Raw genomic sequence first — 16,182 nt, forward strand, 5'->3', positions numbered from 1 at the left:
AATATCTCCCGGCTTCATAAATTTATTATCAGTCACTCTTTTTAGCCGGGAGAGTTTCAAATAATTCTCTATGAAAAAAGAACTTCGAATACATTCAAATCCCCATAATATTTCTTTAAAACTGCGGTTCAAACTGCAAAGTATACAAACCATTCCAACCGGTAATCTTCACCTTCTGTCCTTCCTTCAATTCCACATCAATATCCGGCTCCAGCGGATCAATCAAAACTTCAAAAACCTGCGGCTGCTCTCCTTCTTCAAAAATCTCCAGGTAGCCCATTCCATACTCCGAGTCTGTTACAACAGAATAATTTCCAGGTTCAACATCTTTCCCGACTTCCGAAATACCCGCTGTTAATTCATTGGAACTATTTGTCTCTTCTGGAATCAGGATAAGCTCGTCAATTCCATCTGCATAGACAGTATGAGAACCATTTAAATCTACAGTTATGCTGCTCACTCCATAATAACCATCCACCAACGCCTCTATCAGAAGCATATCCTCCTCATCATATACAAGCACGCGGCCAGATTGATAATAATCTTCGGGGCTTATACCAATGCTGTATCTGCCTTCCGGTGGAGTAATTTCTTCTCCCTCTCTTGGGAGTGGACCGATGACAATTTCTTCTGCTTCTGCATTACTGCGGTCAATAGATTCATACATCGTATCACTGATTTCTCCAATAATCTCTTCCTTTTCTTCTCCAATAATTTCACTATTTTCCTGATAGCTTAATACCTTCTTTGATTTAGGGGAGTTTTGACTGCATCCAGCCAGCACAAACAAACAAATTAGAACAATAATGAGGAAATACATCTGTTTCACTACATCCACGCTCCTTCCTCATAGCATTACGGCTTACTATCTTCATGATAGTATTTTTCGTAGTATTCAGCTGTTCCGAGCGGTCCAATTGTTAATTCTTTATCTTCATAAGAAGACAGTCTGGTAATCCAGGCATTCTTTTCAGCTTCATCCAATTTTGCAAGAGGAATACAGCATAGATGGTTCGCAATATAAAGATGGTCCTCCGGCAAAGATTCCTTTAATGCTCCATACTCCTCAGAGGATAGATCTATTTTGATAAATTTCTCATCTGCACGGCTGAAATCCTGCTGATGAATAATATTACCATCTTTTAAATAAAGAACACGATCTGCATATAAATCTAGGTTGGAAAGCAAATGCGATGCTACAAATATCAGCTTTCCTTCTTTTTTCATCTCCATCAGATACTCTGAAATAAGGGCAACATTCGCTACATCCAGCCCATTCATTAATTCATCCATCAGCATAACAGGTGTATCTGCAGCAGCAACCATAGCAAAACATAATCGCTGACGCATCCCCAGGGAATATGTTTTTACCTTCTTTTTTACGTACCCTTCCATATGGAGCTGTTTACAAATCTTCTGAACATTCCCCGTGCTTCCCTTCCACATATTTGCATACAGCTTCATATGATCTATACCGCTCAGCTCTTCAAATAAATCTCTCTGTTCCGGAAAGGTCGTCAGCTGCTTATGAATCGCTATTTCATTTCTTTCCGTTTTATATTGCAGCTTGTCATGAAAGATAACTGTACCATTATTGGGCTTTAAGAAGTTAGAAATCACATGAAATAAGGTTGTCTTCCCAGTTCCATTTGGAGCTACTAAACCGATGATTTCTCCGCTTTCTGCCGTAAGTGAAAGGTTATCTAATACTACTTTATCTTTATAGCTTACAGAAATATTTTTCAGCTTCAGCATGATAAACCTCTTTTCTCTTTGTTTATTTTAGAATGTTTTTTCCAGCGGCATATCCTTAGGCACTCTCTGGTAATTAATTTTATTAATAGCATAAATTACACCGATTAAGAGTAGACTGAGACCACCTAATACAGCCATTGCATTCCAATAATCAATAAAGCTGTTCTCCAGTTCAACAGCAAGTTCACCGGACAGGACCTTGCTCATATCAATAAATTTAACTGGATGCAAGAAGTTCCAATTGAACCCGGCAGCCATTGCAATATCAGGTAATAGATAAATACCGAGGCCGACCAGTATATTTGCAAAAGCATTCTTGAAAAGCATGTTTAACAAAATAGATAGCAATAATAAGAGAATGATAACCAGAGCCATCCCTAAAAAGAGATAAAGAAGGTACTGGCTGGCTGAAATCGCTGTATATTCCTCATTTTGATAGATAAGTATGGGAAAGGAGAATTCATTTCCTTCCATTTTCGACGATAGATACAGACTGCCTATCGAAAATCCGAGGAGAAGAAGCAAGTAAATAAATATGCCATAAACCATAATCTTGCTTGTTACCTTCCGCATAAATGCTAAAGGTAAGCCGCGCATCACTGACTGGTGCTTCAGCTCATAAACAAGTAATTCATTCCCGCTTATTAACATAATAACCAAAAACACCAGACCGGACACCATTGCAAAGGCATCTGCAAAATAATTGTTGGTCATAAATGATTCTGAATCAATTGGTAAATCGTTCTGTTTAATATACTCCAGCAATGCATTTTCCTTTAATATTTCTTCCTCTGGAATGATTAAATAATCTGGGATACCTTCATTTCCTAACTCATGCACCTTCAGTCTTAATTGATTAATCTCAAGCCCGTCTTCAACGTATTGCTCTCCATCTTTTCCGCTGCCAATATTCCACACCTGCATACCGAGCAGACTTTGAATTTGTGTATGATAATCATATACCTCCGCTACCTCTGGCATATCATGACGCTTTTGATCGAGATGATAAAAAATGGCATAGGAGGCCTGTGTTTCTGCTCTTTTCTGCTCTGTTAAGGTTTCCGGCTCCTCCTGACTATAGTACATAAAAAACAAAGGGAAGAAGAGCAGCAGAAATAGAGCGATAAAGGCGCTTTTCCGATTTCTCAATAATAGCTTGATTTCAAAAAGGCTAAATTTCCAAAACATATGAATTATCCTCTCCGGCTAGTGTGATCTCATCATTGTCCAATGAACATATCTTCCAATTATGCCGCTTTGCGGTAAAATTTACGTTTGTTTATCGCTCGGGAAATTACAAACAGAATGATTTCCAGTACGACAATGCTGCTTAACAAGACAATAATCCCCTGCTGATAGGTAATGGACTCTAAATGTATCAAGTAATATTTTTCACCGGAAATGACCCGTCCAAAATCAAAATAGGTCTGCGGGAAATAACTCAGATCGATTCCAAAAAGCTCTGTTGTTGTCCTGGAATAGTAGATTCTCTCCACAAACAGAAGAACTGTACTAACCATGATAACAATCCAGGGGTTCTTAAATAATAGACTGAAAATAGCATTTAACCGGATGAACAGGTAAATAAGAACCGGGATAATGCCCAGTGACAAAAGTAGAAATTTTGCAATCGTCATGTTATCAAATTCACTGAACCGGTAGCCCATATAATCATCCGGCTGTGAGCTCGGCAATGTAATCGGCACCGGCAGCTTGAACGAACCAAAGCCATTCTGGATAGCAATCAGAAGCATTGCCAGCAGGAATAATCCAAGCAAAATGACAAGTGTATACAGGAAAGCAACGAATGACTTCACATTAATCAGACGATACCAGCCAACCGGTACTCCCTGCAAGACACTGCGATGTTCTTTATTCCTCGTTATCATGTCACTGCTGAAATAAATTGCACAAAATAGTAGGATAGCAGCGGTCGTATCAAGGATAAATTTCACAGACGTCTGCAAGGCTGTTTTTTGTTCAATCATTTCATATGTAATTGATACGTCTGCATCTAAATAACCTTGATAACGAAGCTTTGTTAATTCAATATTACGTTCCATATCCAGACTTGGATAAGGCGCATCGGCAATCAAATTCCAATCCAGACTTGCTATACGCGTGTCATAATCGTTTTCTTTCATTTTCAATTGAATAAAACGGTGGAAATTCTGGTCTTTGAAAGCATGCACCAGCCGGCTTTTCACTTGAAATTCATATGTATTTTGGGCATATGGGGTTCCGGTCATACGATTGAAGCCGGTTCCTCCTCTATCAATCATCCCCTGCCGCATAGCTTCCAAGTTCTCCATTTCAGCCTCCTTCTCTTCTATATCAAAGGAATCAGCTGTTTCCATATTAGGTAAAATTAAAAAACAATAAGCAACGATAAGACTAATCAATGCGATAATAAATAAAACATTCTTTTTGCTTCGGAGCATCATTTTAAATTCATGTATTATTATGGATATAGTCATTCATAATTCCCCTTTTGATACAAATTAATGAATGCATTTTAATATGCGTTTAAAAAGTACTGAATGATAAATGGTGAGGTAATAGCTTTCTGTTAAAACCGCTCACGTCGTGGAGTGCAGCAACCTGGCAGTCACCACAATTTATGGAGTCTGGGTGGCAGGCTTTTTCTGGTAAGACTGGAGCTTGAATCATAATTACCCGCTTTGCTAAAAATCATTATAACTTCAACTAGCTGCTTCTAATTCGATCCTTTCTGCATACTATTTTTATGTAAAAATTTCAAATTATAGAAATTTTAATTATCTTCTATAGTGTAGCTTAATGCCTATTAATTGTAAATAGGATTGAAAAAACTCTAAATTTTTACATAATTTCCACGAGAAACTAAAGCGTATTTAACATTCCTTAGAAATAACATGTTTCCTTCATTTCTTGAAGCGGGAGTCTTACAAAAGCTCTTCGATGGGGCGAGTAATCGCAGTCCCAGTCCCAGCCAGTTACACTGCGATAAATAAAAGCAAAAACGGGGGAAGCCTATGGGAGCAACAGTCACAGCTTATATCGCTATTATGTCAGCTTCAGGTGTTTTTAATTTATATCTGGCTATATTCTCCTACGTCCGAAGACATTATTACAAACGCATCGCTCCCATATTTATTCTTTATACCGGCACGGTGACAGTTTATTGCTTCGCAGCTGCATTTGGTCTGCTTGCAACAAGCCTTGAACAAATAAAAATATGGACCGTTATTCAATATATCGGGATTGCTTTTGCCCCATTACTCGGACTTCTATTTATTCTGCGCTATTTTGGAATGGAGAAGGCTTTTAAGCGGACAAGTCTTTTACTTACTATCCCGGCTGTTACAGTTGCGATGGTAGCTACCAACGATTTTCATCATCTTCATTACCGTTCAATAGATACCCACCCTGTCTTAGGCGCACCCTATATTGAGCTGGTTATTGGTCCATGGTATATCATACATGGCATGTTCATCTTTGCCTGTATGTTCACGGCGCTTTGTCTGACTCTATTACAGCTTCGGTCTGCAGCTCCGATTTACCGTAAACAAATTATTATTTTAGCATTTGGTCAATGTATACCGATTTTGCTTGCTTTTTTCTATTTAACTGGGCTGTCTCCTGCAGGAATTGACTCCGTTCCACTATATTTATGGCTGACATCCATACTATATTTCTGGGCAATCAACAGTTCTTCTATGTTTACCCTTGTCCCCGTTGCCAAAGATGTTATTTTCCAAAGAATAGCAGATGCTGTTATTGTTCTGGATGACTCCCAGCGGTTAATCGAATTTAATCAGGCTGCTAAACACTTGTTTACGGATATTCATAAAAACATGTATGGACAGGACTTTTATTCTTTTTGGAAAGGACTTACAGATACAGATTTTTCATATGATCTTTCCAGCGCTCCGCTTACTGTGGAAATGACGCAAACACTTCATCAAAAAAACTATGTTTTTCATTTACGCATATCTAACCTATCTATCTCTCAGAAAAATAGTGGAAGTTTGCTTATCTTCACAGATATTACAGAGATGAAAAAGCTGCAAAATCAATTGGAGTATTTCGCTTACTATGATGAATTAACAAATATATTTAACCGCAGAGCATTTTTCAAGTATACGAAATCCGCTTTCATGGAAGAGAAAAAGCAGTTTACGGTGATTCTCTTTGATATTGATTATTTTAAATATGTTAATGATACGTATGGTCACTATAGCGGCGATTTGGTTTTAAGTGAACTAAGCCGGCAGATTCAGGAAATAACACCTGCACAATGTATTTTTGCCCGTTATGGCGGAGAAGAATTTATACTCGCTCTGCCTGGAAGAAGTGTGGAAGAAGGACTGCAATTAGCTGAAATGATTCGAAAAAAAATAGAAGTACATCTATTTTCCATTGAAGACGGGTCTATCACTATTACCATCAGCATGGGAGTAGCGGGAACTGACCTGCCGGCTGGAGAATTCACGCTGGAAGAACTCCTGAATAGAGCTGATAAAGAGTTGTATATCGCTAAAGAGAGCGGCCGCAATCAAGTACAGGTTGATAAAGATGTGTTTTAAAAGGCTGATGCTTAAAACAAATAAATAGCTGTACCTGATACTTTGTAAAAAGTACAGCACAGCTATTTTCATCATAAAATACAAATACATTATTTTGCAAAAAAAGAATGTACTTATTTCTCAAGCCGCTGGTCAATTTCCTCAATAATTCCAGGCAGCTCCCCAAGAGTCCGGATCGTAAAATCAGCTCCATGCTCTATAAAAGTCCTCTCTATTCCACTAATCAATTCCTCCTGCTCTGGTTCTGATAACGCATGAAATTCTTCTTCACTTAATCCCATTTCCGAGCTGCCGATAACGACCGCTACAGACCAGACTTCTGCGTTTAGTGCTTCATCTATATCTGGAACAGTATCTCCAATCTTAACCACATAGCGGGCAGCTGTGAGTTTCAAAGCTTCCATATTCCGATAAATCATATATGGATATGGCCGTCCCAATCCACTTGTTCCGTCAGCGGTAATATAAAAGTCCGGCCGATATCCTTTTTTCTCCGCTTCTGGAACAACCACTTCCATCATCTTTTGCGTATAGCCTGAGCTGGAGCCAATTTTCAAGCCTTGCTTCCTTAACTGCTCTATCGTTTCCAATACCTCTGGCTTTGGATCTGTATATGCTGCCAATGTTTCCAGGAGAGCAGTTTCAAAATCAGCATTTAAGTTCTCTACATCCTGCTCCGTAAACTCTCGTCCATATTCCTTTTTCCATAAAGCTGAAATTCTCGGCATAGACAGCATTGTCCGGATATGATCAATCTTCGTCAGTCCCATCGGCTCTCTTGCTTCTTCAATAGTTACTTCTATTCCTGCCTTTTTAAATACTGTAACAAATGCATTTACCGGGGCGAAACAGCCAAAATCAACTGTTGTTCCTGCCCAATCAAAGATGACGCCTTCTACTTTACTCATTTAACCACCACTCCTATATATTCTTGGATTACATTGCATAATCTTTCTATATCTTCTTCATAGACTTCTCCAATATTGCCGATCCGGAACGTATCGATTTCTGTCAGCTTGCCTGGGTAAAGAACAAAGCCTCTTTCCTTCACATAATGATAAAAATCTTCAAATACAAACGTGTCTTCCGGGAACAGGAATGTCGTAATAATCGGCGACTGTCTCTTATTCGTTATATAAGCTCGGAATCCCAGCTTTTCCAAGCCCTCCCGCAGCAGCTGATTATTACGCTGATAACGCTGAAATCTTGCCGGAATCCCTCCTTCTGCAATTAATTCATCAATTGCTTTAGAAAATGCTGCTACCACATGAGTCGGCGAAGTATAACGCCATTTCCCATCCTTATTCATTGTCTTCCACTGATCATATAAATCTAAGGAAAGACTGCTTGCATTTCCCTCACAAGCCTGCAGTTTGTTCAGCCTTGCAATGACAAAACCGAAGCCCGGCACCCCCTGGATGCATTTATTCGCACTGCTGATTAAATAATCGATGCCCAGATCTGGAATATCCATTTCTACACCGCCGAAACTGCTCATTGCATCAACAATCAGTGTCTTCTGATAGGCCTTAGCAAGTCGGGAAATCATTTCAACCGGGTTCAATATACCTGTGGTTGTTTCACAATGCACCATTACCAGGTGGGTAATCGCAGAATCATTTTCTAAAATATACCTTAATTCCAATTCATCAGGATAAGCATTATATGCCACACTGTAATGCTTATAATTTAAACCGATATAATCAGCCATTTCTACAATTCGTTCCCCATAGGTACCATTCGTGATAATTAATGCTTTTTCCTTCTTACTTATTGCAGTTGTCATGACAGATTCAACAGTAAATGTACCGCTTCCCTGCATCAGTACAGCTGTATAATCCTCTGGGGAAGCTTTCGCCAAATCAAGCAGCTGCGCCCGGATTTTCTGGGTAATCTTCTTGTAATCCTGATCCCATGTACAGCGATCAAAGAGCATTTCCTCCTTCACTGCGGCCGTTGTTGTTAATGGACCTGGTGTTAATAGTTTATATTGTTCCAAAATATATCGCTCCTTTTTATAAAATAGGAAGGTTTAAAGATTCCGATAAAAACATTTTAATAGCCTCATCCTGCCACTTATTTTGCTGAATGAAAGAATTCCTGGTGCTGTTCCAATAACTCTACATCTAGCGGCTGTTCAAATGTTTTGGAATGTGCGGGTTTATGTGCCTCGTCAACTGTTTCTCCTTCATAAAGAGCGACAGGATAGTAGGTTAACAGCTCTTCTCTTGCGTCTGTCGAGATAACCTCTGCCATATCCATTGCCTTCTGCGTTTTTTCATCATTATCCTTTTTCACTACTGCTACTGCTTCCATTAGTGAGAAGTTCCCTTCTGTCGGATCAACAAAGGCAATTGGTGCTCCTGATTCTTTTGCTACAACTGCCTGATGCCTAAGCCCGAAACCGGCAGCCGCTTCTCCGGCCTGCACCTTGCTGATTGGACCGGAACCAGAGCTCTCCAGATGCGGTCCTACATTCGCGATTAGCTTTTGGAAAATTTCTTTCCCTTCTTCTTCTCCATACTCACTGATTACTGCCTGTACCATCAGCCATGCTGTCGAAGAATCATCAATATTTGGAATCGATACAAGTCCTTCGTATTCAGGCTTTGCTAAGTCAGCAATGCTTTCTGGAGTTGCTAATCCATGCTGCTTCAGTACCTCGGTATTTACAAAAATGGCACCTGTATTTCCCAAAATCGGGGTATAATATGGAGGATGTTCTTCGAGTGCACTTGTTTCATAAGTTAAATCTTCAAACATATCATTCTGTTCCTGGGCACTGTCCAGGAAATAAGAGCTCATGGTTACTACATCTGCTTCAATTTTGTCTCCTTCTGCCAGCAGTTTACCTCCTAATTCAGATGTCCCTTGAGACTGCAAAATATATTCCCCTTCATAACCTGCATCATCTAATGCAGCCTCCATTGCTGACGTTGCTTCTTCATCTGCATTGGTATAAATGACGACATCATCACTGCTTTGAGTACCGCATCCTGCTAAGACAAACGCTAAACCAATTCCTGCTCCTATGATTGACTTTTTCATTGATTTCAACATGTTTTTCCCTCACTTTTTATAGATTGCAGCTCTTTTCTGAAGAGCATCACACACAGCTCTGACCAATAAATTGGTTAAGAAAATCAGTACGGACAAAACAAATATTTCATTGAACTTTGCAAAATGCTGCAGTTCATTAATTTTGCTTGCTACAACAGTGGTCTGGGCAGATACCAGGAAGATAACGCCGCTGATTGTTACCATCGCATTGATGAAATAGTAGCTGAACATCTCTAAAACCGTAGATACAGAGTTCGGTAAAATAACACGATAGACCGTTTTAATCCAGTTATCCCCCAGTAATTCTCCTGAAGTTTCCCAGCCCGGATTCATCTTTGTTAAAGCATTTTTTGCCATTAAATATGGTGTTGTAAAGTAATGCATGATATTACATAAAACAATAATGATAAAGGTTCCCTTTAAACTGCTGTCATTAAAAAGCAGTAGATAGGATAATCCCAGCACCATACCAGGAACTGTATTGGTAATCATCGAAAAAATATCTACAGTTTGTTTCCCTTTTATGGGTGTACGTGCATTAAGAAGCGCTGATACGTACGTAATAATCGTTCCTAACACAGCAGTTAATACCGCCACAATAAGTGAATTTCTGTAAACCGATACCAGATCATTCGATTGGAAGATACCTGTAATATGCTGCCATGTAAAGCTTAAATCGTAAGGGAAAGCCGTCACAAATGGCGCAATGAACATTACCACAAACACAGAAAGCATTGCCAGCAGAACAACAGCAGAGGTAACTCCAAAAAAACTGTCTCTGAATTTACTTGGTGTCAGTTCTGTTTCACTGAACTTATCATAATGAAAATTAAATCTTTCGAGATAGTTCAATAGAATAACACCTGCGACTGCCGGAAATAACATCATTACAGCAATCACAGCACCCTGACTGAAGTCCGGAATCGAACCAAGCATTGCCTGATAAAGCTGCGTTGCAACAACGTCATATGTCCCGCCTACGGATGCTGGTATCCCAAAATCTGTGAAGCTGAGGATAAAGGATAAAACAAATGCTCCTCCCAAAGCTCCTAATAATGGACGGACAACGGTGTTCAGAAAACTCCTTAATGTCCTGTCCCCCATCAGCTTAGACACAATGATAAATTTCTTATCAATATATTTGAAAGAATTATGGATTAGCAGGAACGCTGCAGGCAACGTATAGATAACATATCCAATCAGCAGTCCGTTAAATCCATAGATTTCAAATAAATTTCTCTCAAAAAGCTTTGTCAATAATCCCTGATTTCCAAAGGTGTACATAATTGCAAACCCGTAAGTAATTGTGGGAATCAGCATCGGGATGAGAATTCCAACTTTCACAGCACTTTTTAAAGGCTGATAAATTCTTGTAAAATTGACGGCATATGCTAAAGTAAATGCCAGCATCGTAGTAATAATGGCTGTAGCCCCTGAAACCTTGATGCTATTGCCTATTGCACTGATTAATGTGTTATTTGACAAAGCTTCCATATAATTTGAAAACCCTGCTCCTCCATCGTCGGTGACAAATGAGCGGAAAAATAAGACAAGCAGCGGAGCTATCAGAAAGGCAAAAAACAGTATTAAGATAATGATAAAGATAACCCGCATTTCCGGTTTTGCATTACGCATATTTTTCACCAAATAAATTATAGATATTTTGCCGTTTAATCTGCAGCTGTCTTAAAATAAATTCCTTTACAAAATCATTTTTTGGCTGATTAATAATTTCAAATGGTGTGCCAAACTGCGAAATATTTCCCTGATTAATAATCAAGATTTTATCCGATATGGTTAAAGCTTCCTCCGGGTCATGTGTCACAATAATCGTTGTCAGGTTAAACTCCTTGGCAATCGACTTAATTCTTTCTTTTATCGATTCCTTAATCACACCGTCTAACGCACTTAAAGGTTCATCCAAAAGCAGCAGCTTTGGTTTCGTAACTAAAGTTCTAGCCAAGGCAACCCGCTGCTTCTGTCCGCCTGACAACTCTCCAATTCTCTTTTTCAAATGCGGCTTTAGCTCCAGAAATTCAATATATTCCCTGACTTCCTCTGCCGATGCAGTATCTTTTTTATTTCGCAGTCCATAAACAATATTTTCATATGCATTTAAATGGGGAAACAGCGCATAATCTTGAAATACTATATTAAATCCACGATTTTTCATATCTACATTACTCAAATCCTCGTTATTAAAGATAACTTTTCCCTGGTCAATCCTGGTCAGTCCCAAGATAATATTCAATAAGGTTGTCTTCCCGCTTCCGCTGGGTCCAAGCAGCGATACAATTTCACCGCTGTTAATCTTAAGATCAATATTTTCTAAAACAACTTTCTGGTCGAATTGTTTACTAATATTTTGTAGCTCCAACAAACTGACCACCTCCTCCTGAATTACCTCCATCATATAAAACGAATATTAAGATAAATCACTTATCGTGTTAAGAATATGTAAATTATGAATATATTAAGCATAACTTATGCATAAAATATAATTTTATATACTTGCATTTATGCATGATTCATTCTAAATTTTATGTAAATAGATTGATTATACTGCAAATTGCCCGTAAACTTGGTATAAAGAATAATCCAATCAAAACGTTATATGAGGAGGATAAAATGCTTCCAGTTGAGAGACAGAAGAAAATGATTGATTTATTAACGATTAAAAAAGTGATGAAGATGCCAGAGCTTCGGGAAGAATTAGGTATCTCAATAGACACACTGCGCAGAGATATAAATGCTCTTGCTGAACAAGGAAAACTTAAAAAGATATATGGAGGCGTTAAATTGGTCGAGCCTAAGTTTGGCGAAGCATCCATGGAAGAGCGGATGATCACCCATTTGGACGAGAAAACTGCCATTGCAAAAAAATGTGATGCATTTATTGAGGATGGGGACTGCATTTATTTAGACAGTGGCTCGACGACTTATCAAATTGCAAAATATATTAAGGAAAAAAGGAATCTGACAGTCATTACAAACTCTGTTCCTGTCATCCTGGAATTAATGAACAGTGCTATTGAACTCATTGTAATAGGCGGAAAGGTCAGAAAAAAGGAGCGATCTGTTGTAACCTATGATTACTTATTTAACTTTCATCAATTAAACATCCAGAAAGCCTTTATCTGTGCAAGCGGAATTACGATGGATAAGGGGATTTCGGATTATAACGTGGAGGAGGCCCTTGCCCGCAAAAAGATTGTTGCGCTTTCCCATGAGGTCTATGTTGCTGCGGACAGCTCCAAATTTGGAAAGAATGTTACGGTGAATATTGCCGGGCTGGATGAGATTGATTATGTTGTAACAGATCAAAAGGTGGATCAAGAGGTTATCAAGCAATTTGATGAGGTGGAGACGGAGCTGGTTGTTTCAGAGGAATAATTGAGATTACATATCAGAATGCATATACAGATCATTCTGATATGTAATCCTCGATAACTATTCCATTTCATCAGCTTCAGATAAACAAGACTTAAGAGCATCTTTATCCAGCATATCAAGCTCGGATTGTTCCGCAGGAAATCCTTCGAAGCTTTCCATTATGATAAAATCGTCCTCCCCTAAAGAAAACCTGGCTAATATATTTGATTCTGTAAATAGGCTACCTTTCTGATCTTCCAATTCTTCTAACAAAGAAACATCTATTATTTGGAAAGGGGATTCTTCAAAAAGCATATCTGTTCTTTCACTTTGCAGACACGCCTCTAACGAATCCGCTTTCATTTTATTGTTACCACTTGTCAGCTCCTGTATCTTTCCCCCATCTGCATCCAGTTGCTCCGTTTTAGACAAAACCATGTTCTCAATTGGAAAAACGCCATTTTTCTCTGTCAAAACCATATAAAAACTGCTCGCTACCAAAATAAAACTAATGAATAATAAACTTGCTGTACCAAATGTAATTGCTTCTTTTTTTATAAAAAATAACCTGTTGACCACTACGAATAAATAAACAAGAAATGCCACCAGACCTGCCACGAGCAAAAATATTGGCCAAATCTCCATTCTTCTCTCCTTTCTCCCTATAAAAGCATAGGATAATTATTTATATCAGTTCATAAACTGAAACTAATGACCTGATACAATTATACTACAAAGCATGTAATTTATTTCATCATTTTTATAAATCGAGCCATTATAACTATACCGTTATCTAATAAACAAGTTATTAAAAACCACAAACGTTTTTTGGTCTATATCTGAAAATAAAAAATAATGACTCCCGCCTTAAACTGCATGCGGAAAACCATTATTTTTCATCCTCATCTATTCATTTCTGCGGCATCAGCTTCAATTCCAAACCTTCCGCATTATCCATCCTCGTTTCATGATAATTCCCATCAACCCAATCACTCATCTGGTCATGATACCACTCACTTCTGAAATGTCCGTCCTGCCCAGGCCCGACAATATGATATCCTGCATTCATATCTCCGGCATCTATCACAAAGCGCCAGGAAGCGCCGTGATCTACTACACCTGTTTTGGAATTATAACTGGCAGCCATTGGTGTCACACTACTTCCTCCAACTGGTATAGCATCTTCATTATTAAAGAAAAATGCTAAAAATGGGCTGACTCCTGATAATGGATGATTGAATTCAACCTGATGGTAGTCGCCCCATGTCCAGGCCGCCATATCCTCTCCATAATCTCCTGCCAGCTTTTCTAAGGCTGCTTGCAAAGATCCATGCAATACATTTTCTACCCCGCCATTTTCACCCAGCCAGATCGACTGCTCTCCATCTCTAGCCAATCGCAGCATATTATCTATCGATTGGGACTCTGTTGAAAATAAGCTTCTCATCGTATCAGGGATTTTCCCTTCATAGATTTCATTTTGAATCTCCTGCATCCAATGCTCAAAAATCAGCGGCTGCGGCTTATCTTTATCTGCTGTAAAGTTCCAATCTGCCAGCAGCTTTAGAGCTTCTTGTTCCTGTTCTGTCAATTCCGCATCATTCAAAGTTTCCTGAAAGAAAGGAACAAATTCCCGTGCTCTTAAATCCGTCTGATCCATTTGCAGATTCTGCATATCTTCCACTGTAAAATTATCTCCGGATTCCAGCACTTCCTCAATCCGTTCATAGCGATATGGCTGCGCCCACACATTGCTGATATGATAAGAGTAGCTATCCGGCGCAATTTTGTTATTGGCAGTTGCAATGAAGCCTTTCTCCGGGTTCACAACAGCAGGAAGCTCATCAAATGGGATAAAATCCTGCCAATCATTCTCTGCTTCCCAGCCGTTTAACGGTAATAGAGCATCTTTTCCATCCTCATAAATCGGGATTTTACCATTTGCTTTATAGGCAATGGTTCCATCCTGAGATGCAAACACGAAATTTTGTGCCGGAACTAGAAACTTCTCCAGACCTTCTTCAAATTCCTCCCAATCAGCTGCACGATTCATCTCCATAATTGCCTCTAATTCCGTACTCGCATCCAGCGCTGTCCATCTTAAAGAAAGTACCGTCTCTTTCCCGGTATCTTCAGCAAACTCTGAAATAACAGGTCCATGGCGCGTTTCTGTCACTTCATAATGAATCGTTTCTCCATCCTTTACTTTAATCGGCTCCTCAATGATTGCAGCCTCTTCCCACTCATCCTCATATAAAAACTCATTAGCATTATCCGGATTCCGCTTCTCAATATATAATTGCTGTACATCTGGACCCGTATTGGTTACGCCCCATGCTATCTGATCATTATGACCAAGAATAATCCCAGGCACACCGGCGAAAATAACCCCGCTCACATTCAGCCCATCCTCTGATTCCAAATGCATTTGCAGCCAAATGGATGGAGTAGCCAGTCCAAGATGCGGATCATCTGCCAAAAGAGGCATCCCTGACGCTGTTTTATCACCACTGACAACCCAGTTATTACTGCCATTAAAAGGATGAGGAATAATTGCATCCTCAAAGCTTGCCGCAATATCCAGCTCCTCCTCTTTAATAATTGCCGGTCTGTTTTCTGGGTATGCCGGGAATAATTCATATGCTTTTTCCTCATCATATTCATTGAGCAGATAATAATTAAAGGCCTGCTGTTCCCAATGTCCGCCAAGATCAAATGCCATAAATTTTCCTATCGTCAATGAATCCACCGGCGTCCATTCCTCCGGCTCAAACCCCATTAATTTAAATTCAATTGGTAAGCTGTTATTTGCCTTCGCTTCCTCTATATAAGCATTTACACCTGTAGCAAAGTCCTCCAGAACTTCTATGGATTCTTCAGAATAAACCTCATAGGATTCCTCTGCAGCACGTCTTAAACCGAGTGTCCGGAAATATTTATCCTGATTGACAGCATCCTCGCCAATCACTTCACTCAACATTCCCGAAGCCTGTCTTCGCGAGAGCTCCATTTGAAACATCCGCCGGTCTGCCTGGATGTATCCCTGCGCAATATACAAATCCCGGGCATTATCCGCCTGAATATGCGGTACTCCGTCTTCATCCGTTATAACCGTAACTTCATTCTCAAGTACAGAAAGCTCTACTGTTCCTTCTGTTATCGGAAGGGATTTATTTATGTACCCGTTTACAAACAAAAACGCAGCAAGTCCAAGAATAACAATAAATCCAAATATGCTGAGCAGGATTTTCTTTTTACTGAATCTATTTTTCTTAGGCGATGTTTCATAGACTTTCTTTCCCAATTACAAAATCCCCCTTAGTAACTCTCTTTTTAATGTCTGTCTCTAATGAGAAGCATAGCATGTTGGATTGGGATGTCAAGATTGCTATATTATGGAATATATGCTGCCTGATTCATTTTTATA

Annotated in this window: 13 protein-coding genes; 2 read left to right on the forward strand and 11 right to left on the reverse strand. The window is 39.2% G+C overall.

The window, feature by feature from the left end; genetic code table 11:
• Nucleotides 1–115: 115 nt before the first annotated feature.
• Genes MHH51_RS22375 through MHH51_RS22390 form a run of 4 tightly spaced genes read right to left on the reverse strand, consistent with a single transcriptional unit; the run spans nucleotide 116 to nucleotide 4,232 of the window.
• The gene (locus MHH51_RS22375) at nucleotides 116–838 is read right to left on the reverse strand and encodes a hypothetical protein (protein ID WP_339283673.1); all 723 of its coding nucleotides are present in this window, start codon (nucleotides 836–838) and stop codon (nucleotides 116–118) included.
• A gap of 17 nt (nucleotides 839–855) precedes the next feature.
• Nucleotides 856–1,755 (reverse strand): ABC transporter ATP-binding protein, encoded by a 900-nt coding sequence (locus tag MHH51_RS22380; RefSeq protein WP_339283674.1) that lies wholly within the window; start codon nucleotides 1,753–1,755, stop codon nucleotides 856–858.
• Nucleotides 1,756–1,782: 27 nt separating this feature from the next.
• The gene (locus tag MHH51_RS22385; protein ID WP_339283676.1) at nucleotides 1,783–2,943 is read right to left on the reverse strand and encodes a hypothetical protein; all 1,161 of its coding nucleotides are present in this window, start codon (nucleotides 2,941–2,943) and stop codon (nucleotides 1,783–1,785) included.
• Between the two features lie 59 nt (nucleotides 2,944–3,002).
• Entirely contained in the window at nucleotides 3,003–4,232 is a 1,230-nt protein-coding gene (locus MHH51_RS22390) for a hypothetical protein (protein WP_339283678.1), read from the reverse strand.
• Between the two features lie 537 nt (nucleotides 4,233–4,769).
• On the opposite strand from MHH51_RS22390, the gene MHH51_RS22395 reads away from it, so the two are divergent.
• Nucleotides 4,770–6,323 carry a histidine kinase N-terminal 7TM domain-containing protein gene (locus MHH51_RS22395; RefSeq protein WP_339283680.1) on the forward strand — a complete coding sequence of 518 codons (1,554 nt, stop codon included), beginning with the start codon at nucleotides 4,770–4,772 and terminating at the stop codon, nucleotides 6,321–6,323.
• A 113-nt stretch (nucleotides 6,324–6,436) separates the two neighbouring features.
• Here MHH51_RS22395 and phnX read toward each other — a convergent pair whose 3' ends face one another.
• From phnX to MHH51_RS22420, 5 genes are all read right to left on the reverse strand, one after another.
• Nucleotides 6,437–7,231 (reverse strand): phosphonoacetaldehyde hydrolase, encoded by a 795-nt coding sequence (phnX, locus tag MHH51_RS22400; protein WP_156986196.1) that lies wholly within the window; start codon nucleotides 7,229–7,231, stop codon nucleotides 6,437–6,439.
• Nucleotides 7,228–8,322, reverse strand: a complete 1,095-nt coding sequence (phnW, locus tag MHH51_RS22405) for a 2-aminoethylphosphonate--pyruvate transaminase (RefSeq protein WP_147211371.1) — start codon at nucleotides 8,320–8,322, stop codon at nucleotides 7,228–7,230. Before phnW ends, phnX begins: the two co-directional genes overlap by 4 nt.
• 77 nt (nucleotides 8,323–8,399) lie before the next feature.
• On the reverse strand, nucleotides 8,400–9,383 hold the full coding sequence (locus MHH51_RS22410; protein ID WP_222595738.1) for an extracellular solute-binding protein: 984 nt from the start codon (nucleotides 9,381–9,383) through the stop codon (nucleotides 8,400–8,402).
• Nucleotides 9,384–9,392: 9 nt separating this feature from the next.
• On the reverse strand, nucleotides 9,393–11,018 hold the full coding sequence (locus tag MHH51_RS22415; RefSeq protein WP_339283683.1) for an ABC transporter permease subunit: 1,626 nt from the start codon (nucleotides 11,016–11,018) through the stop codon (nucleotides 9,393–9,395).
• The gene (locus tag MHH51_RS22420; protein WP_147211372.1) at nucleotides 11,011–11,763 is read right to left on the reverse strand and encodes an ABC transporter ATP-binding protein; all 753 of its coding nucleotides are present in this window, start codon (nucleotides 11,761–11,763) and stop codon (nucleotides 11,011–11,013) included. The genes MHH51_RS22415 and MHH51_RS22420 overlap by 8 nt, the downstream gene beginning before the upstream one ends.
• A gap of 248 nt (nucleotides 11,764–12,011) precedes the next feature.
• Here MHH51_RS22420 and MHH51_RS22425 point away from each other — a divergent pair, with 248 nt between their 5' ends.
• Nucleotides 12,012–12,776: a DeoR/GlpR family DNA-binding transcription regulator gene (locus tag MHH51_RS22425; RefSeq protein WP_156986199.1), complete on the forward strand. Its 765-nt coding sequence runs from the start codon at nucleotides 12,012–12,014 to the stop codon at nucleotides 12,774–12,776.
• Nucleotides 12,777–12,833: 57 nt separating this feature from the next.
• On the opposite strand, the gene MHH51_RS22430 is transcribed toward MHH51_RS22425, so the two are convergent.
• The gene (locus MHH51_RS22430; protein ID WP_147211373.1) at nucleotides 12,834–13,400 is read right to left on the reverse strand and encodes a hypothetical protein; all 567 of its coding nucleotides are present in this window, start codon (nucleotides 13,398–13,400) and stop codon (nucleotides 12,834–12,836) included.
• Nucleotides 13,401–13,665: 265 nt separating this feature from the next.
• On the reverse strand, nucleotides 13,666–16,059 hold the full coding sequence (locus MHH51_RS22435) for a penicillin acylase family protein (RefSeq protein WP_339283686.1): 2,394 nt from the start codon (nucleotides 16,057–16,059) through the stop codon (nucleotides 13,666–13,668).
• Nucleotides 16,060–16,182: the final 123 nt, after the last annotated feature.

This window comes from Oceanobacillus sp. FSL K6-3682, assembly GCF_037976165.1.
In the GTDB taxonomy this organism is placed as follows: domain Bacteria; phylum Bacillota; class Bacilli; order Bacillales; family Amphibacillaceae; genus Oceanobacillus; species Oceanobacillus sojae.